This is a genomic window from Pseudanabaena yagii GIHE-NHR1 (assembly GCF_012863495.1).
GTDB lineage: Bacteria > Cyanobacteriota > Cyanobacteriia > Pseudanabaenales > Pseudanabaenaceae > Pseudanabaena > Pseudanabaena yagii.
This window is the reverse complement of the sequence record NZ_JAAVJL010000001.1, coordinates 2650465-2675496: the sequence shown is the minus strand read 5'-3', so window position 1 is coordinate 2675496 and position 25032 is coordinate 2650465. Positions and strand designations below refer to the sequence as shown.

The following is a 25032-nucleotide window of genomic DNA, read 5'->3' as shown; positions in this document are numbered from 1 at the left end:
AAGGACGTATATACAAAATATTGACTCAAACAATCTGATTTTGTTGCCGCAAATATGACTGAATGAAAGGTTCGAGATCTCCATCCATCACATTTTGAATATTCGTAGTTTCTTCACCTGTACGCAAATCTTTTACTAGTTGGTAGGGATGAAACACATAATTGCGGATCTGATTTCCCCAAGCGGCTTCGACCATATCACCACGAATATCGGCAATTTTTTGAGCGCGTTGCTCTTGGGCAATAATTAGCAACTTGGCTTTGAGCAAACGCATCGCATTTTCTTTGTTTTGTAATTGCGATCGCTCTTGGGTGCATCGCACTGAGATACCTGTGGGTAAATGGGTAATGCGTACCGCCGTTTCAACCTTGTTAACATTTTGCCCACCCTTGCCGCCTGCCCGAGTAGTCGTAATTTCGAGTTCCTTGGGATCAATATCGAGATCGACATCTTCCTCCAGCAATGGCATCACTTCCACACCAGCAAAACTAGTTTGGCGCTTGTCATTGGCATTAAATGGGGAAATCCTGACTAGACGATGCGTACCTTTTTCGGGAGCAAGATAGCCATAGGCATAACGCCCATGAACTAATAGGGTGACAGACTTAATGCCTGCTTCTTCCCCCTCAGATATTTCCGAAATTTCGACTTTATAACCTTGCGATTCACAAAATCGGGTATACATTCTGAGGAGCATTTCTGTCCAATCCTGTGAGTCAGTGCCACCTGCCCCCGCATTGATCGTTAATACTGCGTCGTATTTGTCATAAGTACCAGATAACAATTGTTCTAGATCCCAGCGATCTAGTTCTTGCGATAGTTCACGAAGGCTTTGCTTGGCTTCATTGGCTAGGGATGGGTCATCTTCGAGGGCAAGCAATTCAGCGATCGCCTCTAGGTTTTCGATATTTTTACGCCAGCGATCAAATTTTTCGAGATAGGATTTCAGGGCATCTAGCTCACGCATTGTTTTTTGCGCTTGGTCGCTATTTTCCCAAAATTCTGGCTGGGAAGCAGTTTGCTCTAAGTCACTGATTTTTGCTGCGATCGCAGGTACGTCAAAGATAGTCCTGAGCAATGCTCAGGCGCTGAGATAAAAGTTGAGTTTGGCGCGCGATCTCCGTAACGTCCACTGACAATATGTCTCCGAATATAACGATTAGTTTTCCAATAAGTATTGTATAGCAATCGCTATGAGAGTATCTTTTGGCAAAAAGCGATCGCTAAGGTACATAGGGTTCCGCGACTTAATAAAGAACCAAATTTTTTGTGGCGCGGCAAAGCCGCGCCACAAAAAATCGGTTCCTTATTTTCCTGCATGTCCCCTATGCAGAAACAAAAGATATTGGGAACTACATTGCTCTAAACTACGTTCATTGGCATAGTCTTAAGTCTGAAAATATAACCTTAAAGGTGATTTGCTTGGTCTATAAATATAGGTTAGTTTAACCTGTAGACTTCTATGAAGCTCTAAATCATAGATATCTACGAATACTATTCCTATAGAGTAGCTATCATATTTTCAGAATAAATACTTTAACATGAAATAAAAATCAAGGAGTATGGATACCAAATATGACAGCCCCCCATCATGATGAAACCGAACTTAGCGTTAACTTGACCGAAAATCCCACATTAGTGGTTACTGACGATAGTGGAACACGCAAAATATATTTAATTGCTGATAAATATACTATCGGGCGTGAAGCAGACAACACAGTGAAGCTAAATTCTGACTTTGTCTCTCGCTATCATGCAATCTTGATAAAAGTTCGCCATAACAATCGACCTGATGGCTATCGAATTGTTGATGGTAGCTCCTCAGGTAAACTCAGCAAAAATGGCATTGTCCTTAATGCGGTGAAAAAAGTTTCCTCCTATGAACTCCAAGATGGCGATATTATTACCTTTGCCCCTGAAGTCCATATTCTCTATCTTTCGCCAAAGCTAACTTGAAGTTTAAGTTTTAATGCAATAAGGTTGAATGCACAGCTAACGACTAAATTTTAATGTATAGGTTTTAAGGTATTAAGTCGAGTTACTTCTCTAACTCTTGATAAAAATCTATAATTCCAGCCATTTGTAGAGTAAAGTAGAGCGAGATTAACCCAAATGCTTACTAGTAGCCTTATACTTTTCGCTGGTAAGCGACATCTACTTCTTTTCTTGGTGAGCTAATGAGCGAAACACACGTTAGTCACACGCTATTAATTACAGATGCGAGAGGTAGTAGAAAACTCGCACTTGATGGCTTAAAGTACACAATTGGGCGGGATGTGAATAATAATATTCAGCTTTATTCACGGTTTGTGTCCCGTCAACATGCTGTATTGCTTAGAGTCCCAGGGGAAGGGGGCAAATATTCTTATCGAATTATTGATGGGGATTTGTCTGGTAAGCCGAGTGTCAATGGTGTCATCATTAATCACCACATGAAAGTTGCGTCTTCCTATGATTTACGCAATGGAGATGTGATTACGCTTGCGCCCAATGTGGAATTAACCTATTTGAGTACTCCTAATTAAACAAATGCGGCGCTTTGCTTAGAGGACATAAAAACCAAAAGATGGGTGGCTGCGCTTCGCGCAGCCACCCATCTTTTGGTTTTGTCATGTTTTTGCTGACATTTTTGCTGATGATTTCTAGTCCGTCTAGTCTGGTGCTAAATGGAAAAATGAAAACTAGTAAATTAGCAATTTGGCTTAATTGCAGCAAATATGGCAATTGTTTTATCCACTCAAGACAACATCGAATTGCTGCTTACGTTAGTTAAAGTGGCGATCGCAGTAGGTGTAATTGCGATCGCCATGGGCTTATTGTTTTGGTTGCGACTCAAAAAACTCGAAAAACGCATATATCTGAGTCGTAAGCATCGAAACCAGAGATTTGCCACGAGAAATTATCCCAAAATGGCGAAAACCATTATGGCAAGCACAGCCTCACATCGTTACAATGGCAATGCAAATCACATGCCTCCACACAAAACTCAGTTTTATCATCCCAAAACCTTGGCAAAACCATCAAAAATATCGCCTCGGCATTCAGGTCAATCTGGTTGGCGTTGGCTAGTGGCGATCGCGATCGCGAGTGTGACAGGCATAGCAATCGCTTTGCTGCAATTTAGCAATGGTTTGATTAATTTTGACTTAATGCCTCTTATTTGGCTGTTAATTGGGTTAGCGCTATTTATAGGGGCTATTTGGGAATAGTCAAGAAAAAGACGGCACTAAGTGCCGTCTTTTTCTTTGTTTTTGAAGTACGGAGGATTGTTTCCCCGCCGAAGGCGGGGAAACAATCCTCCGTACTTCACTAGACTGGTAAACGCTATATGTCTAAATGCGCGACAATGAGATTCTGGAGAAATACAAAAAATCTAGCAAATCAATCTAGTAAATACTTAGGCGAATAATATGCGACGTGCGGTGTTATGTGGATATTACGGGATGGGAAATGGTGGCGATGAGGCGTTGCTTGCCACCTTGCTACAAATGCTACCTCAGGATATCCAACCGCTTATTTTATCGGCTAGCCCAAAAGCTACCGAAACTTTACATCAGGTCGAGGCTAGCGATCGCTATTCGGTATTTGGATTGATTAATGCATTCAAGCAATCAGATTTATTTATTTGGGGTGGCGGCAGCTTGATGCAGGATGCCACCAGTGCCAGAAATCCCATTTACTATGGCGGTTTAATGGGCTTAGCGCAGGGGATGGGTTTGCAGACAGTCGCATGGGCGCAGGGAGTTGGTCCCTTGAAGCGTGGCTTAAGTAAATGGATTGCCAAACGTGCTTTTCAAGGATGTCATGCGGTATCGGTACGCGATCGCCACTCCGCCGAGTTACTAGCTGATTGGCAAATCACAAGCATTATTGCGCCCGATCCTGTCTGGGCATTGGCATCCACACCGATGGATATATATGGTGATATTGCTTCGCCTCTTGTGGCGGTAGTTTTGCGATCGCATCCTGCTTTAACATCTTGTCGCCTCGCCACGATTACAGAAGCCTTGCAAAATTTACAAGCGCAAACCAATGCTTATATTTTACTAGTTCCATTTCAGCCATCACAGGACAAGGCGATCGCTCAGGCAATTTGTGATTCTCTGAATGACAAGTTTCCCAAACAGAGTCAAATCATCATTCAAAAAGATCCGCGTAAACTGAAGGGGATTTTCCGAGGTGTGGATTTAGCGATCGCCATGCGTCTACATGGTGTGATAATGGCGGCTAGCGAAGGTTGTCAATGTTCAGCAATTAGCTATGATCCGAAGGTTTCCTATTTAATGGAAGATTTGGGAATTTCGGGTTGGGAGTTAGAGAATTTACCTGATGATGCTCAATCACTTACGGATGTTTGGATTAAGGATTTAGAGAATAAAGATGGAGCGATCGTGTCCCGTATTGATCAGTTAAAACAACAGGCTCTCATTCACAAAAAAATATTAAGTTAAAGCCATAGCTTGCATAAATGGAACTTACATAATGACTGATGTTACGTGGAACTCAGGGTAAGAATTTCTTGCTGCTAGCAGAGCAGGGCAACCACGGGGGGATTGCCCCTACCTATAATAATTTAAATTTGGGGTAGGGGCAATCCCCCGTGCCAGCCCCGACTCTCAAGATTGCAGGACTTCCTTCCACGTAACATCAGTTAAAAAGTCAAATGGCGTTACAGGTCGAAGTCCTACACCAACATTCCTTGAATAGGAAGGAAGTAGTATATGGAATCACCACAGCAAATTCTTGAATTTCTCGATCGCCGATTTAATGCGATTGAAATGCCTTGCTTTGGCAATATGAATATTGACTATGTTTCCTCAAGACTATTAGCTTTTCGTGATGAGACACGATGGATGCTTTTGTTTAACTCGATTACTTGGTGTCCTGCGGGACAAGGGTTAACGACGATAGTGGAATGTGTTGGTAATTGTGTGCAGGGCAGACAGGGCTTTGATAGCGATCGCATTTTTATCACTGGGCAAATTCAGTATGATGAATTACTGGATACTTATAGGGTGAATGTTCGCAATAAGTCTATTCCTATTACCGAGTTAGAAATTATTGCCCATCCTGATCTGTATGCAGATCGTGAGTTTGATATTGCGATCGCTCTATTAGCCGACTATCGCGAAGAGTTACTTGCCTCTAGAGATGAATATGAGAAATTCATTCCTGAAGGATTAATAGAAGTCTTACAGTTGGATGAATGGCATCATCCTGACTGGGGCTGTCCACCGATTCAAACAGAGAGCTTTCCATTAATTGCAGAAGTTCTCTTTACAGGTAATTCTGATTTGTATACACCACCCCAAAAATCTAATACTAGTTGGCATTTTTGGTTTCCCAAATAATTTTTATAAACAGAGAGGAACGCGAAGCGTTCTTCTCTGTTTATGGGGTTGATAGTAATCTTAATAAAGCTACTAAGTAAGGAATTTGCCACTAATTAAAGTACCTGTGGCTTCGACTCCGCTCAGCCAACGTTAGCTGAGCGAAGTCGAAGCTAGATAACTTTAGTGGGACATTTTTTATTCACAAGAGCCTAATACTCTAAATGTTATAGTTATAATTAGTGACAATTAACTATTAAATCAAGAGAAGCAAATGATTTCTGAGCCAGACTCAAATCCAGAAGAAAATAGCTTCTCAAATCTATCGATAGAGTCTGAGCAAAATCAGCAGGAATATTTTCCAATAGTGGGGATTGGGGCATCTGCGGGGGGATTAGAAGCATTTACGCAAATCTTACAAAACTTGCCTAGTGATACAGGTATGGGATTTGTGCTAATTCAACATTTAGCACCTTTACATATCAGTCAGCTCAGTGAGATTTTGCAACGCTCTACAGAAATGCCTGTCCATCAAGCCAGTGAAGGAATGAAAATTATTCCTAACTCTATATATGTGATTCCGCCTAATACACTGATGACGCTGGAACAGGGCATTTTAAAGCTAGAACCTCGACGGCGAGTGCGGGGAAAATACATGGTGATTGATGGCTTTTTTAGTTCGCTTGCAGCAGATCGCGGTAATCTAGCGATCGCAGTTGTCCTATCAGGTAGTAATGAAGATGGCACAGCAGGTTTGGGGGTAATTAAGTCTGTAGGGGGCATTACCTTCGCGCAGGATATTATCTCAGCCGAATTTCCCACAATGCCAATGATTGCGATCGCTTCAGGCTATGTGGATTTTGTCCTCTCACCTGCGGAGATTGCCAATGAAATCGTCAACATCAGTCAGAGTAAAAATGAAATAGCAAATATGGAGATCGATGACGAGAATGCTTCGGATGAAACAAATGACGAAGTTTCGTCAATATTTGAGGAAAGTCCAGAATCTCTCACTCAAATATTTATAATGCTGCAAAAAGCGATGGGGGTAGACTTTAGCCATTACAAACAAGGCACGGTCAGAAGAAGAATTTCGAGGCGAATGGGTTTAATAAACATCCAAAATCTCGATCAATATGTCCAATATTTACAAGAGTATCCCCATGAAGTTGAGAAGCTATACCACGACATTTTGATTAATGTGACCAGCTTTTTTCGGGATTCAGAATCTTTTAGCGCACTCCAACAACTGGTATTTCCCGTAATTTGTCAAAATAAAAGCTTCGATGTACCAATTCGCATTTGGGTGGTGGGTTGCTCAACAGGTGAAGAAGCTTATTCCATTGCCATCTGTTTATTAGAATTTTTTGATAATCTACCTATAAGACCGCCAATTCAGATTTTTGCAACCGATATTAGCGAAATTGCGATCGAGAAAGCCCGTCAAGGAATTTATAGTCAAAATGTATTAACCGATGTGTCTCCAGAGAGATTACGACGCTTTTTTACACCAATGCAGGGAAGCTATCAAATTGGTAAATCTGTCAGAGAATTATGTGTATTTGCACGGCAGAATTTGACTAGCGATCCACCCTTTTCGCGGCTAGACTTGATCAGTTGTCGAAATATGCTGATTTATCTAGAGCCATCTCTGCAAAAGAAGATCATGCCAATATTTCACTATGCACTGAATCCCGATCGCTTTTTGATGTTGGGAAGTTCTGAGGGAATTGGCAATGCTACGGATCTGTTTGCAATCATTGATAAAAAATATCGTATTTATCAGCGTAAACTCACACCACCTCGCATGAACTTCAACTTTGGCAAAAGCACTTATACGAGCGAAGCAGGCAATTTGGAAGACAATTCTAGTTTAGTTGATGACATTAATATAGAACAATTAGCCGATCAAGTAGTTCTGAATCGCTATGCACCTGTGGGTGTGACAGTTGATTACAATTTGGAAATCTTGAAATTTCGTGGACAGACTAGTCTTTTTCTCGAACCTGCTCCAGGTAAAGCGAGTTTGAACTTATTAAAAATGGCGCGTTCGGAATTAAAGCTAGAATTGCGATCGCTGATTCATAGTGCTAAAAATCAGGACATTCCCGTTTGTAAGGATGGCATTGAGATGCAGCAAAACTTGCTGGTGAAGATCGATGTAATTCCCCTACGCATTAATAGCGATCGCTTCTTTTTAGTACTGTTCGAGAGTCGTCCTAATCCCTCTCTATCCACTAACTTCACGATCAGGTCTCTCACAAAATCTCGTAAAGTGCGGCAGACGGAGGCAGAAATTGAAGTCATGCGCCTCACCTACGAGTTAGAAAACACCAAGGAATATTTGCGATCAATCATTGAGTCTCAAGAGGCGACCAATCAAGATCTTAAGGTGGCTAGCGAAGAGTTTCTATCTAGTAATGAGGAATTGCAAAGTGCTAATGAGGAACTAGAAACTGCTAAGGAAGAAATTCAAGCCACGAATGAAGAACTAAGCACAATCAATGACGAGTTACGCGATCGCAATATTCAATTACATACAGTTAATAACGATTTACAAAATCTGCTGAGTAGTGTGAATATCCCGATTTTGATGCTGTCAGGCGACTTGCGGATTAGACGCTTTACACCCATGGCAGAACAGTTATTTAACCTGATTTCTAGTGATGTAGGACGACCCTTTAGCGATATTCAAACCAATATTGAGGTTCCCCACCTCATCGAACTAGTAACATCAGTAATTGATACCTTGATTCCCTATGAGCAGGATGTACAGGATCGTGGAGGTCATTGGTTTAGCCTCCGTATCCGTCCCTATCGCACTACTGATGATCGCATTGATGGAGTAGTCATTAGCTTAATAGATATTGATGTGCTCAAACGCAATGCACTCGCCCTAGAATCAGCCCGTAACTACGCTCATACAATCATTGAAACCTTACGCCAGCCCTTGATCGTACTCAACTCTGAGCTAACAGTAATTACGGCAAACCGCGCCTTTTATGAAATCTTCCAAATGAATCCTGCTCAAGTAGAGCAGCAATCAATTTTCGAGCTAGGACGAGGAGATTGGGATATGCCCAAAATGCGATCGCTCCTAAATGAAACATTGCTAATGGATATTTCCGTGCATGACTACGAAGTTACCCAAAACTTTTCGCAATTAGGCACGCGCACGATGTTGCTCAATGCTTGTCAGATCGAGCAAAGTGATATTGGCAAGATGATTTTAATTGCGATCGAAGACATCACCGAACAGAAACTCCAAAAGCAACAAATGCTTACCAAAAATCAGGAATTATCTGAGGCAATTATCGCTTCTGAGGTAGCCAATCGTGCCAAGAGTCGATTTCTAGGCAATATGAGTCATGAATTACGCACTCCCCTCAATGCGATCATGGGCTTTACCCAACTTCTCCAACTCAGTCCAAACCTAGATACCGAAACCAAGGACTTTGTAGAGATGATTCGACAATCTGGTGAGTATCTGCTGTTCTTAATTCAAGATCTGCTAGATATCGCCAGAATTGAAGCTGATAAAATGGAGATTGAGCCAAATCATTTATTGTTCGCCAATTTTTTACAAATGACAATGGAGATGGTTTACAAAAATGCCGAAGCAAAAAATCTGACCTTGATAACTCAATTTGCCGATGATCTTCCTGAAAATATCTATGCCGACGAACATCGCTTAAGACAAGTGCTGCTAAATTTATTGAGCAATGCGATTAAGTTTACATCCACTGGTGAAATTATCTTTGCTGTGAGCAAGTTGCCATCCGCCAATCACCGTGAGTTAATTAGATTTACGATCACTGATACGGGCATTGGGATTGCAGATTCTGATTTAGGAAGAATATTTCGACCTTTTGAGCAGCTTGGTGAAACAAAAGTAAAAAATCAAGGTACGGGCTTAGGCTTAGCGATTAGCCAAAATCTGGTCAGAAAAATGGGCGGCGAAATTATAGTTACAAGTGAGGTTGGGGTGGGCAGCACTTTTAGCTTTGAATTAGACTTAGCCGAACCAACTACTTAGCAATATGAATCAAAGATTTTTTATCGCCCTATTGCCACCTATGGCAATACAAACAGAAGTTCTTCAAATTCAAAATTATTTTCGCGATCGCTACGGCACTAAAGCCACTCTCAAAGCACCTCCCCACATCACTCTCATACCTCCCTTTGAGTTATCTAGTGATCGCCTTGAGCCATTACAAAGTGAACTAGCCCAATTTGCCAAAACGCGATCGCCTTTTCTGATTCACTTATCAGGATTTGCCGCTTTTCCTCCGCGTGTAATTTACATCGATGTCCAAACAAACCCAACTTTGCAAAGTCTATATGTAGATATCGCTGCCACATTGTCTAATGAGCTTGGCATTGTCGATCCCTACGCGAATAGACCTTTTGTGCCACATATGACGGTTGGTTTTCGAGATTTAACCCCTGAAAACTTCGAGCTAGCATGGGCTGAATTCAGCGATCGCCAAATTAATTTTGAATTTGCACCAAAGGAAATTACATTACTTTCGCATGATCAGCAACAATGGCAAGTTCTATCTAATTTCGCCTTGAAAGGAGCCTAACACTGGCTGTAAGGGACTTGCGGATAAAAAGTCCCACCAAATTATCTAGCTTCGACTTCGCTCAGCTAACGTTGGCTGAGCGGAGCGATGCACTGAGCCTGTCGAAGCGTCGAAGCCACAGGTACTTTAATTAATAGCAAGTCCCTAATTCTTAAGGAAATCTTGTATCATCAATTTCTATGATGCAATTTATCGATACTTTAGCGCGATCGCTACCAAGCTGGCTTTATCACCTTGAGCAATGGGCTGATGCACTAGTAAATAGTCAACTTAACCATGTTTCATGGACAAGTGTAGGCGTAGTATTTCTAGCAGGACTAGTCACCAGTCTCACCCCTTGCACCCTATCGATGTTACCGCTAACCATCGGCTATATCGGTGGCTACGAAGCCAAGAGTACATGGAAGGCGGCTTTACAATCTGCTTGGTTCTGTTTGGGATTTGCGATCGCTTTAACAGGTTTCGGATTAGCAGCGGCACTACTTGGCAAAATCTATGGACAAACGGCTTGGGGCTGGTCAGTAGTCATGGGGAGCATTGCAATCATCATGGGGTTGCAGCTACTGGAAGTAATTTCTTTGCGATTACCAAACTTGGGGAATTGGGAAGTATCGCAGAGTTTACCCCAAGGATTGCGATCGCTATTAATCGGTTTATCCTTTGGATTTGTGGCATCACCTTGTAGTACACCCGTCTTAGTTACCCTTTTGGCATGGGTTTCAGGCTCAGGAAACTTGCTCGTCGGAACAGAGTTTCTCCTAGCCTATGCGATCGGCTCAGTCTTACCTCTAGCGATCGCAGGAACCTTTACAGGCATCATCAAACAGTTTTTAGAAATACGTCGTTGGTCAAGTTGGCTCAACTGGGGAAGTGGTCTCATTCTCATTGGATTTGGCACTCTTTCCATTTTGAGTAAGATCACTTAAGGCTCTTGCGGATAAAAAATGTCCCACCAAAGTTATCTAGCTTCGACTTCGCTCAGCTAACGGTGGCTGAGCGGAGCCGAAGCCACAGCTACTTTAATAGCAAGTCCCTAATTTGCGATTTAAGCCGTGCGAAGCACGGCTTAAATCGCTATTACCATTCGCGATCAAATCGTTCCCATAGATTCTGTAATCTTGGCTCATTCGCGGTATCTGCAAGAACCGCAGACACAACCGCACGGATTTTCAATAAATCGCCAAAACTGGCGCGGATAAATATTTTGCCAGAAGCAACAGCTTTGTCGAGGGAAGATCGCCCAAACATGACATTGCGTAAAGCCTCACCAGTACTCTCAAAGGAATTATTGGCTTCAGGATCGGCGGTAGTAATTTGGAGACTTAACTCTTGCCCATTCTCTGCTTGCAAATACAGACGGGTATCATCGATCGCAATAGTGGCAGATTTACCAGAGGCAACGCGGGTAATTGCTGCCCATGTGTCACCTTGGCGATCGCGCAAAACTTCGATTAGTTCTAAAATCAATTTGGAGAGCAATTCCGCACGGGATGATAAAGATATTGTCATAATTATCAACAATTCCTAAAAATCTATAAAAATCTGCAAAGATTATAGAATTATTTAGATCTCATCATTTCAGGATGATCGATTTTCCCTTTAATGAACCCAGTGTTTTTAATTGTGCCTACGGCACAATTAAAAACACAAACATTGATTTTTTGTTTTCAAACGAGTGCATACTCATTTGAAAACCCTAATACTTTTGAAAGAAGCTTGATATGCAACGAACTTGCTTACTGTACCAAAGCGATCGCCCTATTCCCTATCTAACAGCATGGCAATGGCAAAAAGAACTAGTAGAGGAACGCAAGCAAGCAAGGCGTGAGGGAAAAGACTTGCCCGATGTGTTATTGCTATTGGAACATCCTGCTGTCTATACTCTTGGTCAAGGTTCAAGCTTAGAGTTTCTCAAGTTCAATCCTGATGATCCTGACATCGAATGTCATCGCATTGAGCGCGGTGGCGAAGTTACCCACCATGCGATCGGGCAGTTAGTCGCCTATCCCATCTTGAACTTGGAACATCATCAGCGTGATTTACATTGGTATTTGCGACAAATGGAAGAAGTTATTATTCAAGTCCTCGCTAGTTATGATGTCAAATCACAACGGATTCAAGGTTTAACTGGCGTATGGATCGATCAAGCAGGTCAGTATCAGAAAATCGCTCAGGTTGGAATCAAGGTCAGTCAATGGATTACGATGCATGGCTTTGCCTTGAATGTCTGCATGGATTTATCAGGCTTTGATCGCATCGTGCCATGTGGCATTAGCAATTGCCAAGTATGTAATCTCAATCAATTTGCAATTAATGTTGATTTTGAGCAGGTAAAAAAGGCGATCGCTCAAACCTTTGCCGAAATATTTAATTTGGAAATGCAACTTCAACGAGATATTTATAAGTCATCTTACGCAGAAGGTTAGTAAAGCCCTCACCCCTAGCCCCTCTCCCGCAGGAGAGGGGAACAAGAAAATAATTAAATCTTTCTCCCCCTCGCCTTGCGGGACAGCAGGGTGGTTTCATTTTCGGAAAAGCAAGCAGGAAGGGAGAAGCAGAAAATTTAGAAGGAGGAAATCAGTAAGAATAAGAGCAGGAGAGAATATCAAAAACTTGATGAACCTGATTCGCGAGAACCCGTTGCCCCTGAGGAATCGTCCGAAAGCCAAGGCGACGAACAGTGGTCATGATAAAACAGTGAATAATTGCCCAAATAGTAGGAGCATTACCACCACGACGTAACCCCGTATCCTCTTGAAAAAGGACATCGCGCACCCAATGTAAGCGATTTTCAATGCCCCAGTGTAGGCGAATCGGGTCAAGAAACTGAGCCGCCTTGAGAGACAAGTCAGAAATATAACCAACTGATTCGACAAAAGGCTTGTCATCACGCCAGCCCTCGCGTTCCACATAAATCAAAGACTGTAGAGACGACCATTGTTTACGTAGGTGAGTCGGCGCAGGATAAACCCAAACGCGACGGCGCACTTGACGGCTATGAGATTTGTCAAACTCTTCAGCATAGCTAAGGGCTTCCGTGGTTTGATGTAAGTTATCCAAAATCTTGAGCAAATTCGGTTGATTATTTTTGAGCGCAATCAAATAATGCTGTTCCTGTTCAACAATTAATTTCACCGTATCTTTTTGGCAATGTAAGGCATCTAGGGTGAAAGAGGCTTTCTGCCCTTGTAAAGAGGTAATCACTTGTTTAACGACTTCGATTTCACTAATTTGTTTGTTTTCGGATACGGCAAGGGCTATTACTTCTCCCGTTTCATGGGTAAAGGCTGATACGGTACTGGTAAAGTTTTGCCTAGAATCAGTCTGATTGGAGACAGTACATTTGATGCTTTTTCCGTCCATCGCCAGCCATTGCCCTGATTCGCCTGTATAGCTATTTCTACACCACTCGTTAAATAGTTTAACTATTGGCTCAATTTCTACTCCTTGAATGACACGACGAAAGGTCGAATATGACGGGATTCGACTCTCTGGTGCTAGCTCTAGCCTTGTTTGTAGGGTTTGCCAATGTTTCTCACAGAAATCTGCTAAGGGTCGATATCCGTGATAATTACACAATACTCCCAGCAAGGTTAAGCACATGACTAGCCATAGTGGATGTCGCTTACCTTTACTTTTCCGATGGTCTGGGATCTGCTTTAATTGTTCTATAAAGTTCATGGTCTGGTTTTGCTTTTTGTTTAGCTCTTAACAGACCATTTTTTACTATTTTGGCTTTGCTGTTTTTCTGTAATCCCTTCTCACTATCACTTCCCGAAAATGAAACCACCCTGCCCTCGCCTTGCGGGACAGGGGGCTGGGGGGTGAGGGCAAATTTTCCATCTGCGTAAGGTGAGATTTATAAATAAAAAAGCCTCTCCTTGCGGAGAGGCTTTTTTATTTATAGAGACTAATCTCGAAGATTAACCGTTGATAGCAGGAGCGCTCATAGCTACAGGAGCTACATCAACTGCTGCCAAATCGAGTGGGAAGTTGTGAGCGTTGCGCTCGTGCATTACTTCCATACCCAAGTTTGCGCGGTTGATTACGTCTGCCCAAGAAGGTACAACACGACCTTGGCTATCAGAGATAGACTGGTTGAAGTTGAATCCGTTCAAGTTGAATGCCATTGTGCTTACGCCCAATGCGGTGAACCAAATGCCGACTACTGGCCATAGTGCCAAGAAGAAGTGCAATTGACGGCTGTTGCTGAAAGAAGCGTATTGGAAAATCAAACGACCGAAGTAGCCGTGTGCTGCAACGATGTTGTAGGTTTCTTCTTCTTGTCCGAACTTGTAACCCGAGTTTTGGCTTTCGTTTTCGGTGGTTTCACGAATCAAGCTGCTGGTTACCAATGAACCGTGCATTGCACTGAACAACGAACCGCCGAACACACCTGCTACTCCCAACATGTGGAAAGGATGCATCAAGATGTTGTGCTCTGCTTGGAATACGATCATGAAGTTGAAGGTTCCAGAGATTCCCAAAGGCATACCGTCTGAGAAGGAGCCTTGTCCGATTGGGTAGATCAAGAATACTGCGGTTGCTGCTGCTACTGGTGCGGAGTATGCTACTGCGATCCAAGGACGCATACCGAGACGGTAAGACAATTCCCATTCACGTCCCATGTAGCAGAAAATGCCGAGCAAGAAGTGGAAAATTACCAATTGGTATGGTCCACCGTTGTATAGCCATTCGTCGAGGCTATCTGCTTCCCAAATGGGGTAAAAGTGCAGGCCAATTGCGTTTGAAGATGGTACAACTGCGCCAGAAATCATGTTGTTTCCGAATAGCAAGCTACCTGCTACTGGTTCACGGATTCCGTCAATATCGACAGGAGGGGCTGCGATGAATGCGATGATGAAGCAAATGGTCGCTGCGAGTAAGCAAGGGATCATGATTACGCCGAACCAACCTACATAGAGGCGGTTTTCGGTGCTGGTGACCCAATTGCAAAACTGATCCCACAGTGACGCGCTTTCGCGTCTTTGTACTGCTGTTGTCATTGTTTTATGATTGCGGTGAATTAAAAATTTATGATTAGCTTGCGCTATGTGACTAATGTAATGTTGACTATGTAGTTTTGTAAAGTCTTTTTAAGACTAATCTATCTGTAGGGATACCCGATCGCAATTTGGCTGATTACCGTCCTTAGGTAGTTTGTCCTTCTTGATTGACTGTCTAAATATACAGGCAAAGATTGAAATCATCGTTATTGCAGGTTTTACGAGAGTAGACTTCAGTAGTGTTGTGTGTTCTAGGTTATTGAGTGTTTATAGATGTTTGTTGTGGAGATTTACAGCGAAGCCATCAGATCTTAGACAAGCAATTGATCCTGTGGGAAACAGAGCGATCGCTATTAAAAAAAGGCGATTAAGTCAGCCGATCAGGTTGTTGTTGCTTGGGGGAATAACGGGAAGTTAATGCAACGCGATCGCCTTGTTTTGGAGTTGATATCTAAACACAATATTCAACCTCACTGTTTAGGAATTACAAAAGCTGGTTATCCACGTCATCCGCTATATGTTATGTGTAAGAAACAACCTGTTGCCTACTAATATATTTTTTGCGATCGCCTTTTTGAGCAAAGTATCTAGGATTATTTTAAGTATGATCGAGCTTATCGCAAAAGAGAAGAAACAATTTTCTATTCAGTTGAAATGAGAAGGGATATCAAATAATGAATATGTGTTTTGAAGAGATTGGACTTATTGGAGATGTTCATGCTGAAGCAGATTATCTTGAAATAGCGCTCCATTTCTTTCAAATGGCTCAAGTAGAGAAGATTCTATGTGTAGGCGATATAGTCGATCTTTATCTTGCGCCTAGCTACTCACTGCGATCGCATCTTTAAATTAAGGCTCCGTCAAGTAGCCGTTGATTTTCTTGACTAGCTGTTTCAGTGACACTGGTTTACTGAGATAGTCATTTGCACCCACCGCGATGCACCGATCGCGATCACCAGACATTGCTAGTGCGGTCAATGCAATGATCGGCGTATCAGCTAACTCAGGTATTTGACGAATTCGCTGGATAGCTTCCAAGCCATCCATTTCTGGCATTTGAATATCCATTAAAATTAGATCGGGGTGGGTTTGTTGAGCCAAGTCGATCGCCATGCGACCATTGTGGGCGATGACTAAGCGATAGCCCTTAAGACTTAAATAAGTAGCAAGCGTATTGATGTTCTCCTCATTATCCTCGGCGAGTAAAATTACTGGTGCATCACCGATCTCAGGTTTGATCGCCTCAGGGTGAGTCGAAAGTGTAGATTCTGGCTCAACGGATAAGTCACAGAACGGCGCGATCGGAATTGCGATCGTAAAGCAACTCCCCACCCCTAATTCACTGGTTAATCTGACTTTGCCGCCATGCAGTTCCACCAAGCGCTTGACGAGGGCTAAGCCCAATCCCGAACCTTCGTAGTTACGATTGAGGGCGCTCTCCACCTGTACAAATGGTTGAAATAGTCGTTTGATCTGATCTGGCGCAATCCCGATCCCAGTATCAATGACGCTCATCTCTAGGGTTTCATAGGTAATGCCACTACCATTGGCGATCGCGGCATTACCTAGAAATTTTATGTAACTTACTTTTAGGCTGATTTTGCCGCCGTTCGGTGTGAATTTGACGGCATTATTGAGCAGATTAATCAGCACTTGCCGAATTCGCCGTTCATCAAGGTTGATGGCGGGTAGGTTGGGGGGAATCTCTGTCTCCAGTTGAATATTTTTGCTGAAGGCTTGTTGCTGAATAAAGATTAAACTCGATTGACAAAGGGTTTCGACATTACTGGGTTGACAAGATAGCTTAATTTGCCCTGCTTCGATTTTCGCTACATCCAGAATATCGTTAATCAATTCCAGTAGGTGATTGCTACTTTTCTCAATGGTGTGGAGAGATTGCAGTTGCCGATCATTTAAATCACCAAAAATCTGTTCCTGAAGAATTTCCGTCATGCCTAAAATAGCGTTGAGCGGGGTGCGTAATTCATGGCTCATATTGGCAAGAAACTCATCTTTGAGGCGAGTTGCTTTGATCAGTTCTTCGTTAGTGTGTTGCAGTTGTGCTTCTGTCTGTTTGCGATCGGTGATATCAATGTTTAAACCAATCGTCTTTTCAATTTCTCCTTGGGCATTAAATTGGCTGAAAGCGAAGGAATCGATAAAGCGGATTGTACCATCGGGGCAAATAATCCGAAATTCGACTCGACATTCTTTAGATCCTTGATAGGCTTGTCGTTCAGACTGCTGTACCCAATCTCGATCTTCGGGATGAACGCGCTGTAACCAATCCTCATATTTACCAGAAAAATCCTCTGGCGAAATTCCATAAAGGCTAAACATCCGCTCATCCCACAACAAGCACCCTTCATTTATTTGATATTCCCAAATACCAATTTTGGCTCCTTTTAGGGAAAATTCCAGACGATCTGATAGGTCTTGAAGTGCAAGTTCAGTGTTTTTGCGATCGGTAATATCGGTCAGCGTGCCGATATAGCCCACCACGTTGCCATCATTATCGAATTCCTTCGCCACTTGGATATAACTCCACACTGTGGAGCCATCTGGACGGAGTTGCCGACCTTCGCTGCCATGAATGATCTGACTCTCAGGATTAGAATTGGCATAGTATTCAGTCCATTCGGCTATGCGTTGCTCACTGTCGTCGGGATGCAATGATTCCATCCAACCATGACCCAAGGCTGATTCCATCGATCGCCCACTCAGATCACTCCAGCGCTCGTTGACATAGACACAGTTGAGTGGGGTATCAAAGCGAAAAATAGCGACTGGAGCCGCCGCCGCGAGACTGGCATAGCGTCGCTCACTGGCTTTTAACGATAGTTCCATCGTTTTAAGATCGGTAATATCCGCCGCAATCCCAACCGTTCCAGCAATGTTTAGCTGATCGTCCCGAAAGGGCGTTTTGGTTGTTTCAAACCACCCTAAAGTTCCATCAGCCCTTGCGCCTCTCTCCACCACTACCTTACGTTTACCAGATTGCAATACCTCGACATCATCGTCATGATAGGCTTGAGCCAAGTCTGCTGGAAAAATATCAAAATCTGTTTTACCGACTAATTCCTCAGCCGAAACGCCAAAGGCTTGGGCAAAGGGTTCATTTACCGCAATAACCCGACTTTGTTCATCCTTAATCCAAGCAATGTGAGGGATATTGTTGATCAGGGCGGCGAGGTGACTTTGTTTATGTGTCAGAGCTTTCTCCGCAGCTTTGCGATCGCTGATATCTCTCATTATGGTCGAGAAACTCTCGACCATGCCACTGGCTGACTTATGAGCAACGATCACTTGGGAGACGGGGATTTCTTTGCCTGTGCCATCTAGCAGCGCCAGTTCCCCAGCCCAACTACCCTTCTCAATTGCCGTGGGTAGAGCCTGTTCAAATATAATTTGATTTACCCAATCAGGATGACATTCCGAAATAAACCGATGCTCTTCACCATTATCCAGTTCGGGACGTAATTCTTTGAGATGCCTGTTGTGCCACAAAATTTCGCCTTTAGTATTAGCCATACCAATATAATCAGGGGTTGATTCAAGTATTGCTGTAAGTCTGGTTTGTTTTTGTTCTAATCTTTTGCGATCGCTAATATCAATTACCACTCCGTCCCAAATAACATCACCATTTTCTTGGCGATCGGGTTTGGAACTAACCTGTATCCATTTCACCCGATCCCCCGACAGGAGCAAACGTCCTTCAACGAAAAAGGGTTGGAGGGAAGCAGCCGAATCCTGAACAGCCATTTGCATCTTAGGAACGTCTTCTGTGTGAATTCTCGCCCAGAGACAACTCATATCCTGAAGTACTGCTTCAGGAGTCAGTTCATAAATCTGCTGCACTTGAGGGCTGACATAGACCAACTCATCCCGACCATCAGGATGCAAAACATAGCGGAAGATCATCCCTGGTACACTTTCGGTAATCCGTCGGAATTTGGCTTCACTGGCTTGTACTGCTAATTCTGCGGCTTTGCGATCGCTGATATCTTGGTAAGTCCCCAATACGCCGATCACCTCACCTTGTAGATTGCGGAGGGGGATCTTGTTAGTTTCCGTCCAAATAATCTCCCCATCAGCATGGTGTTGAGTTTCCTCAATTCTCAGTTTGGCAGTTTGACTCTCGATCACCGCCCGATCATTGGCTCGGTAAAAATCAGCTTCCGTTTCCCCCCAAGGCAGTTCATTGTCTGTCTTGCCAATAATCTGCGCGATCGTCGAGAGTCCCGCATCGTCCAGAAAATTCTGGTTGCAGCCCAAATACACCGAATTGAGATCTTTCCAGAACACCGAAAGGGGAAACGTATCTAGTACCGTCTGCAAAAATTGTTCCCGTTCTTGCAGTTCTTGCGTTCGCACCTGCACCCGATTTTCCAGATCCTGATTTAGCTGCTGCAAAGCTTGTGTGGCTCGATCTCGCTCGATCACAATACCTGCAATATTGGCAGCCTGAGCGATCCAGACTAGCTCCTGAGCTTGAGGTGCTTTCTGCTCGCGATAGTAAATACCAAATGTACCTAATAGCGTCCGATTGCTGGCAAAAATCGGTATGGACGTACAGGCTTGTAAACCATAGCAGAGGACAAAGGATTTGTCATTTCGCCATAGTGGATCGCTGTCGATATCAGTCACCACGACCAATTCGCGCCGAAACGCCGCAGTCCCGCAGCTACCCACGCCTTCCGCGATCGGCAAGCCCATTTCAGAGACTATCCTTGCATAGTCTGGAGGCAGGCTGGGGGCGACGATATCACCCAGTCGTCCATCCCGACAGAGTGTAATCGAACAACTACTACCCCGCAGATAGGTTTCCATCGTTTGCAGCAAATCCACCAATACATCTTGCAGTGGTTCCACCTTGGCAATTCGTTCATGAATCTTTTGTTGGATGGCTAAGAGCGATGCTGTAGCTTGGTGAATGATGGAATCTCGCAGACGTTTGAGGGATTCGTAAAATAGCATCCCAACCAGTTGTTCTTGCGCGTCCACGATCGCTATCGCTAAATGCGTAATTTTTAACGACTCAAAGTGATTGATCGCGGCGTTAATATTACGAAAGTCTCTCAAGTCGGATTCTGAAATTATGGGGCTGGCTGATGGCGATCGGTGCTGTTTCAAGAATTGCCTAAGCGTCAGTTTGGCGATCGGCTGCTGTTGGGCTACTAGACGCATCACATCTTTCTGTGTCAAGATTCCTAAAACTTTTAGCTCATCGGACACAATCACTACACAGGTTGTTGATCCATTCTCCTCATCTATCTCCTGCCTACTCAGGTTAATCATCTGTTCTACTGCTGAAAGCACAGTTGCATCAGCCCTCGCCATCAAAGGGTTTCGTACAATCGCTGCATCCAAATTGCTTAGCATAGTGATATGAACCCTTAAAATCCGACAGAAGAAAGATGCAGTCAAAGAGTTACTCTATTTTATATCATTATTAAAATTAGACATCGCGTTTTTATGACAAGCGATCGCTGCTTGCAAATCCCATCATCTCTTGGGCAGCGATTTCGGGGCATTCGAGATGGGGAACGTGACCGCTATTTTTGATCCAAACTAGTTTGTGATTAGGAATTATGGATTGGAACTTGAGAGCATCTTTATATCCCAAGAATCCGATCACGATCGCCCCAGAGAATCAGGGTATCTTGCTGCAAATATTTTAATTGCTTCTCAAAGGAGCCGTACCCCCCACTTTGAGTAAAGGAAATTAGTGATTCACTCCAAAATCGCAATGGAAGTTGTTTCTGTTAATTGAGATCGTGCGCGTAAGTGTCGAATCCGTTAAAATTGTGAACAGCTTGCCACCATTGAATGAGAGATAGGAAAATTTGCTATGATTCACGGTAAGGTCAATTCATAAATTGCCCCTACTATTATTAAAAACATTAATCCACCATGAAAACTCAAACCATTCAACTGAAAAAACCTACAAAGGAGACCCTAATTGCCATACGTCAATCCGCCCAAAAATTTGCTCAACTCTTAAAAGATCGCGGCATTAGCGAAGATGACATCATTGCCGAATTTAACGCCATGCGTAAACAAGCAAGGAGAGACGCAATCAAATAATGGCAAAGACGATTGTCCTAGATACAAACATCCTAATTCGAGCATTATTAGGCGAAAAAGTCCCAAATTTTTTAAATAAATACGTCAATAGCTGTGACTTTATAACCCCTGATAATTGCTATCAAGAGCTTTACAGTAACTTGCCCAAAATATTACAAAAGCAAAATTTGGGAATATCAATATCTCCATTTTCCGAAGAAATATTACAACTACAAGAAGCCATTATCCCGATCGCCGAAGAGTTCTATATTCAGTATAAAAATGAAGCTCAAAGACGCATCAAAGCCAGAGATCCTAACGATTGGCAAGTAGTCGCTTTAGCCATGCACTTTGATTGTCCAATCTGGACAGAAGACAAAGATTTTTTTGGAATTGGCATCGCTACATGGAACAGCCAAAACGTAGAAATTTATCTTATGAAATAATTGCTAGCGAAATAGATATACCATGCTTAAACAAATCACCCTTCAAGTCGAAGCCCCCATCGCCGAGGCATATCAAAATACAACACCTGAAAACCGTCAAACCTTGCAAACCCTTGTCAGCATATTTTTACAATGCGTTTCCCAACCAACTCCACTCCAAAAAGTAGTTCAAGAAATTCGTTTAGAAGCACAACAAAAGGGACTTACTCCCGAAATCTTAGAGGAAATCCTCAAGTACAGTACATAACCAACGAACAAGGCGATCGACTCCTGCACAAACCAAAACAAAAAAGCAGCCCCTAGGGGTTGCTTTTTTGTTTGTAGAGAGTAAATCTCGAAGATTAACCGTTGATAGCAGGAGCGCTCATAGCTACAGGAGCTACATCAACTGCTGCCAAATCGAGTGGGAAGTTGTGAGCGTTGCGCTCGTGCATTACTTCCATACCCAAGTTTGCGCGGTTGATTACGTCTGCCCAAGAAGGTACAACACGACCTTGGCTATCAGAGATAGACTGGTTGAAGTTGAATCCGTTCAAGTTGAATGCCATTGTGCTTACGCCCAATGCGGTGAACCAAATGCCGACTACTGGCCATAGTGCCAAGAAGAAGTGCAATTGACGGCTGTTGCTGAAAGAAGCGTATTGGAAAATCAAACGACCGAAGTAGCCGTGTGCTGCAACGATGTTGTAGGTTTCTTCTTCTTGTCCGAACTTGTAACCCGAGTTTTGGCTTTCGTTTTCGGTGGTTTCACGAATCAAGCTGCTGGTTACCAATGAACCGTGCATTGCACTGAACAACGAACCGCCGAACACACCTGCTACTCCCAACATGTGGAAAGGATGCATCAAGATGTTGTGCTCTGCTTGGAATACGATCATGAAGTTGAAGGTTCCAGAGATTCCCAAAGGCATACCGTCTGAGAAGGAGCCTTGTCCGATTGGGTAGATCAAGAATACTGCGGTTGCTGCTGCTACTGGTGCGGAGTATGCTACTGCGATCCAAGGACGCATACCGAGACGGTAAGACAATTCCCATTCACGTCCCATGTAGCAGAAAATGCCGAGCAAGAAGTGGAAAATTACCAATTGGTATGGTCCACCGTTGTATAGCCATTCGTCGAGGCTATCTGCTTCCCAAATGGGGTAAAAGTGCAGGCCAATTGCGTTTGAAGATGGTACAACTGCGCCAGAAATCATGTTGTTTCCGAATAGCAAGCTACCTGCTACTGGTTCACGGATTCCGTCAATATCGACAGGAGGGGCTGCGATGAATGCGATGATGAAGCAAATGGTCGCTGCGAGTAAGCAAGGGATCATGATTACGCCGAACCAACCTACATAGAGGCGGTTTTCGGTGCTGGTGACCCAATTGCAAAACTGATCCCACAGTGACGCACTTTCGCGTCTTTGTACTGCTGTTGTCATTTTTGTGTTTTGGTTTAAAACTTATTTTTTATGTAAACTTGCGCTTACATGTACAAATATATCAAATTGTAAAGTTTTGTCAACATTACTTTAGATAGAGGTCGAGATTACCGATCAAAAAAGGGAGGTTCTTTACACCTCCCTTTTTTGTTATTCGTAAACCCAAGCCGTTAAGTTAGGCTGCCATTCGACTAATTCTTCAGGCTTAAACCAAAGTGCAATCTCGGTTTGAGCAGTTTCGATCGCATCAGAACCATGAATAATATTGCGTCCAATATTGATACCAAAATCGCCACGAATTGTACCAGGCTCAGCAGTTTGAGGATTAGTTGCACCGATAATCTTCCGCGCAGAAGCAACTACACCATCGCCTTCCCAGACCATCGCCACAACAGGACCTGAGGTAATAAAGTCAACCAAACCCGCAAAGAAAGGTCTTTCCTTATGTACTGCGTAATGACTTTCAGCTAGTTCGCGGGTTGGTTGCAACAATTTCAGTCCGACGAGCTTAAAGCCTTTTGCTTCATAACGACGAATAATTTCTCCGATTAGGTGACGTTGTACGCCATCAGGCTTAACTGCCAAAAAAGTACGTTCCATGATCTCTGTAAAAGTATTAAGCAATTGTAAAGAAGTTTACAGAAAGTATTATTTCATTTTAAGGAACGCAAATAATACAGTTTTTTAAAACGCCATCTAAAAGAGAGTTGCGGCACAACTCTCTTTTGGGTTTCTTACCAGCCATGCTCAGCAAGAAATTCGGATGTTATTTCGGGATGAGCTAGACTGCTGGGCGCTAAATGCCCTGATCTTAGAAATTTCTCAACATATTTACCTAAAACATCACCTTCTAAGTGTACGGAGCTGTCAAGATCGAGATATTTCAATGTGGTGCTCTCATAGGTGTGGGGAATAACCGCAACTCGAAAATTTGTGCCTGAATCATTGCAATAGGAAACTGTGAGACTAATTCCATTGATGGCAATGCTCCCTTTAAAAATAATATAGCGAGCAACTTCAGGAATCGCCTCAAAGCTTAACTCCCATGAATTACCAACTAGGGCACGATCGCATAATTTTCCCATCCCATCGATATGACCTGAGACAAAATGTCCACCAATGCGATCGCCTACCGCTAGAGCCATTTCTAAATTGACATACTTTAATTTGCGATCGCCTAAATTTGTCCGTCCCAAGGTTTCAGGAGACACATCTGCCACGAAATTAGTATCCGAAATATGAGTTGCGGTCAGACATACCCCATTTACAGCGATGCTATCACCGATCGCAATTTTGCTGATCAGATCAGGACAATAAATCACAAGGCGATCGCGATCGCGTTGCTCAATAGTACCAATGGTTTGAATTAAGCCTGTAAACATTTTTGGGTAATTGGTTGACTGGTAATTGGTGATTGGTTAAGTTGCTATAGGTCAGTTAGTAGATGAATTGTTCGTGCCGTCTGTTGAGCCAGATCTTTGGCGGGGCGGCGATCACGATTTAGCCAAAATGATGTGATCCCCACCGCAGTTGCTCCCTCATAGTCTTCGCCAAAACTATCGCCTATATGCCAAGCGAGATCAGGCGATCGCTCCAGTTGATGCTTGGCTAAAGCTGTCTTAAAAATTGTTGCCTGAGGCTTGGCTGCACCAACTTCAGTAGATATGGTGATCGAGTCAAAGTAGGACTTAAGTTCAAGGTCTGCAATAACTTTATAAATCCGACTGTCAAAATTTGATAACACCCCAAGAGCAATTCCCTGTTTTTTCCATGCATCTAACGCAATGCGAACATCTTGGTAAATAGCCCAAGGCTCCGTAGTAGCAAAATAAGCGTACAGTTGATTGAAAAACTGATCAAAATTAGCAAATTTTGCAAAATCACCTGTTTGCCTAAAGGTTTGTTCAGCAAGCGATCGCCACCATTTATATTCAGCGATCGGGATCTCCGCTTGAGGCAAATTAGGAAAAGCAATTCTTGGAGCAGCTTGGAAACTTTGATAAAAAGCATAGTTAATTGCTTGCTCATCAAGATTAACACCAAAATCTATAGCAACCTTTGCATATTGTTCACCAACACTGTCTCTTACACCAAATACAGTGCCAACTGCATCTAAATAAATAACCTGTGGCGATCGCATTATATTTCGGAGAAATTACTGGGATAAACTATTA

General features: G+C 43.1%; 24 protein-coding genes. 14 read left to right on the top strand and 10 right to left on the bottom strand.

What is annotated here, in order from left to right; all coding sequences use genetic code 11:
* Window positions 1-25: 25 nt before the first annotated feature.
* Window positions 26-1133 (bottom strand): peptide chain release factor 2 gene (gene prfB, locus HC246_RS12230; RefSeq protein WP_169363623.1). Its coding sequence is split into 2 segments (ribosomal slippage): window positions 26-1060 and window positions 1062-1133, totalling 1107 coding nucleotides; the frame shifts between segments, so codons are not numbered across the junction.
* A 442-nt stretch (window positions 1134-1575) separates the two neighbouring features.
* Here prfB and HC246_RS12225 point away from each other — a divergent pair.
* From HC246_RS12225 to HC246_RS12190, 8 genes are all read left to right on the top strand, one after another.
* Window positions 1576-1956: an FHA domain-containing protein gene (locus HC246_RS12225; protein ID WP_169363622.1), complete on the top strand. Its 381-nt coding sequence runs from the start codon at window positions 1576-1578 to the stop codon at window positions 1954-1956.
* A 221-nt stretch (window positions 1957-2177) separates the two neighbouring features.
* Window positions 2178-2525 carry an FHA domain-containing protein gene (locus HC246_RS12220; protein WP_169363621.1) on the top strand — a complete coding sequence of 116 codons (348 nt, stop codon included), beginning with the start codon at window positions 2178-2180 and terminating at the stop codon, window positions 2523-2525.
* Window positions 2526-2717: 192 nt separating this feature from the next.
* Entirely contained in the window at window positions 2718-3209 is a 492-nt protein-coding gene (locus HC246_RS12215) for a hypothetical protein (RefSeq protein ID WP_169363620.1), read from the top strand.
* A gap of 201 nt (window positions 3210-3410) precedes the next feature.
* Window positions 3411-4451, top strand: coding sequence for a polysaccharide pyruvyl transferase CsaB (csaB, locus tag HC246_RS12210; RefSeq protein WP_169363619.1), 1041 nt, complete (start codon window positions 3411-3413; stop codon window positions 4449-4451).
* A gap of 270 nt (window positions 4452-4721) precedes the next feature.
* On the top strand, window positions 4722-5351 hold the full coding sequence (locus tag HC246_RS12205) for a DUF7003 family protein (protein WP_169363618.1): 630 nt from the start codon (window positions 4722-4724) through the stop codon (window positions 5349-5351).
* 253 nt (window positions 5352-5604) lie between these two features.
* On the top strand, window positions 5605-9366 hold the full coding sequence (locus tag HC246_RS12200; protein WP_169363617.1) for a CheR family methyltransferase: 3762 nt from the start codon (window positions 5605-5607) through the stop codon (window positions 9364-9366).
* A gap of 4 nt (window positions 9367-9370) precedes the next feature.
* Window positions 9371-9916: a 2'-5' RNA ligase family protein gene (locus HC246_RS12195; protein WP_169363616.1), complete on the top strand. Its 546-nt coding sequence runs from the start codon at window positions 9371-9373 to the stop codon at window positions 9914-9916.
* A gap of 182 nt (window positions 9917-10098) precedes the next feature.
* On the top strand, window positions 10099-10842 hold the full coding sequence (locus tag HC246_RS12190) for a cytochrome c biogenesis protein CcdA (RefSeq protein ID WP_169364576.1): 744 nt from the start codon (window positions 10099-10101) through the stop codon (window positions 10840-10842).
* A 151-nt stretch (window positions 10843-10993) separates the two neighbouring features.
* Here the strand turns inward: HC246_RS12190 and HC246_RS12185 are convergent, their stop codons facing one another.
* The gene (locus tag HC246_RS12185; RefSeq protein WP_169363615.1) at window positions 10994-11425 is read right to left on the bottom strand and encodes a hypothetical protein; all 432 of its coding nucleotides are present in this window, start codon (window positions 11423-11425) and stop codon (window positions 10994-10996) included.
* A gap of 212 nt (window positions 11426-11637) precedes the next feature.
* Between HC246_RS12185 and lipB the strand changes: the two genes are divergently transcribed.
* Complete coding sequence (lipB, locus tag HC246_RS12180) at window positions 11638-12342, top strand: lipoyl(octanoyl) transferase LipB (RefSeq protein WP_169363614.1); 705 nt, start codon at window positions 11638-11640, stop codon at window positions 12340-12342.
* A gap of 151 nt (window positions 12343-12493) precedes the next feature.
* Here lipB and HC246_RS12175 read toward each other — a convergent pair whose 3' ends face one another.
* Both HC246_RS12175 and psbA (HC246_RS12170) read right to left on the bottom strand, forming a co-directional pair.
* Window positions 12494-13597 carry an ISAs1 family transposase gene (locus HC246_RS12175; protein WP_169361865.1) on the bottom strand — a complete coding sequence of 368 codons (1104 nt, stop codon included), beginning with the start codon at window positions 13595-13597 and terminating at the stop codon, window positions 12494-12496.
* 242 nt (window positions 13598-13839) lie between these two features.
* Window positions 13840-14922 carry a photosystem II q(b) protein gene (psbA, locus tag HC246_RS12170; RefSeq protein ID WP_169363608.1) on the bottom strand — a complete coding sequence of 361 codons (1083 nt, stop codon included), beginning with the start codon at window positions 14920-14922 and terminating at the stop codon, window positions 13840-13842.
* A gap of 366 nt (window positions 14923-15288) precedes the next feature.
* On the opposite strand from psbA (HC246_RS12170), the gene HC246_RS26925 reads away from it, so the two are divergent.
* Entirely contained in the window at window positions 15289-15474 is a 186-nt protein-coding gene (locus tag HC246_RS26925) for a DUF1643 domain-containing protein (RefSeq protein WP_169364575.1), read from the top strand.
* Window positions 15475-15596: 122 nt separating this feature from the next.
* A complete protein-coding gene (locus HC246_RS12160; RefSeq protein WP_169363613.1) occupies window positions 15597-15770 on the top strand; it encodes a hypothetical protein in 174 nt (57 codons plus the stop codon).
* Window position 15771: 1 nt separating this feature from the next.
* Here HC246_RS12160 and HC246_RS12155 read toward each other — a convergent pair whose 3' ends face one another.
* On the bottom strand, window positions 15772-20304 hold the full coding sequence (locus HC246_RS12155) for a PAS domain S-box protein (protein WP_169363612.1): 4533 nt from the start codon (window positions 20302-20304) through the stop codon (window positions 15772-15774).
* Between the two features lie 91 nt (window positions 20305-20395).
* Window positions 20396-20560 (bottom strand): alpha/beta fold hydrolase, encoded by a 165-nt coding sequence (locus tag HC246_RS25510; protein WP_211167693.1) that lies wholly within the window; start codon window positions 20558-20560, stop codon window positions 20396-20398.
* A gap of 275 nt (window positions 20561-20835) precedes the next feature.
* Between HC246_RS25510 and HC246_RS12145 the strand changes: the two genes are divergently transcribed.
* The 3 genes from HC246_RS12145 to HC246_RS12135 are packed head-to-tail and all read left to right on the top strand — an operon-like array spanning window position 20836 to window position 21681.
* Window positions 20836-21009: a hypothetical protein gene (locus HC246_RS12145; RefSeq protein WP_169363611.1), complete on the top strand. Its 174-nt coding sequence runs from the start codon at window positions 20836-20838 to the stop codon at window positions 21007-21009.
* Window positions 21009-21434, top strand: a complete 426-nt coding sequence (locus HC246_RS12140; protein ID WP_169363610.1) for a PIN domain-containing protein — start codon at window positions 21009-21011, stop codon at window positions 21432-21434. Before HC246_RS12145 ends, HC246_RS12140 begins: the two co-directional genes overlap by 1 nt.
* A 22-nt stretch (window positions 21435-21456) precedes the next feature.
* Entirely contained in the window at window positions 21457-21681 is a 225-nt protein-coding gene (locus HC246_RS12135) for a hypothetical protein (protein ID WP_169363609.1), read from the top strand.
* 94 nt (window positions 21682-21775) lie between these two features.
* Here the strand turns inward: HC246_RS12135 and psbA (HC246_RS12130) are convergent, their stop codons facing one another.
* From psbA (HC246_RS12130) to HC246_RS12115, 4 genes are all read right to left on the bottom strand, one after another.
* Window positions 21776-22858 carry a photosystem II q(b) protein gene (psbA, locus tag HC246_RS12130; RefSeq protein ID WP_169363608.1) on the bottom strand — a complete coding sequence of 361 codons (1083 nt, stop codon included), beginning with the start codon at window positions 22856-22858 and terminating at the stop codon, window positions 21776-21778.
* A gap of 150 nt (window positions 22859-23008) precedes the next feature.
* On the bottom strand, window positions 23009-23458 hold the full coding sequence (gene ndk, locus HC246_RS12125) for a nucleoside-diphosphate kinase (RefSeq protein WP_126389272.1): 450 nt from the start codon (window positions 23456-23458) through the stop codon (window positions 23009-23011).
* Window positions 23459-23592: 134 nt separating this feature from the next.
* Entirely contained in the window at window positions 23593-24240 is a 648-nt protein-coding gene (locus HC246_RS12120) for a riboflavin synthase (protein WP_169363607.1), read from the bottom strand.
* Between the two features lie 44 nt (window positions 24241-24284).
* On the bottom strand, window positions 24285-24998 hold the full coding sequence (locus HC246_RS12115) for an HAD-IA family hydrolase (RefSeq protein ID WP_169363606.1): 714 nt from the start codon (window positions 24996-24998) through the stop codon (window positions 24285-24287).
* Between the last annotated feature and the right edge of the window lie 34 nt (window positions 24999-25032).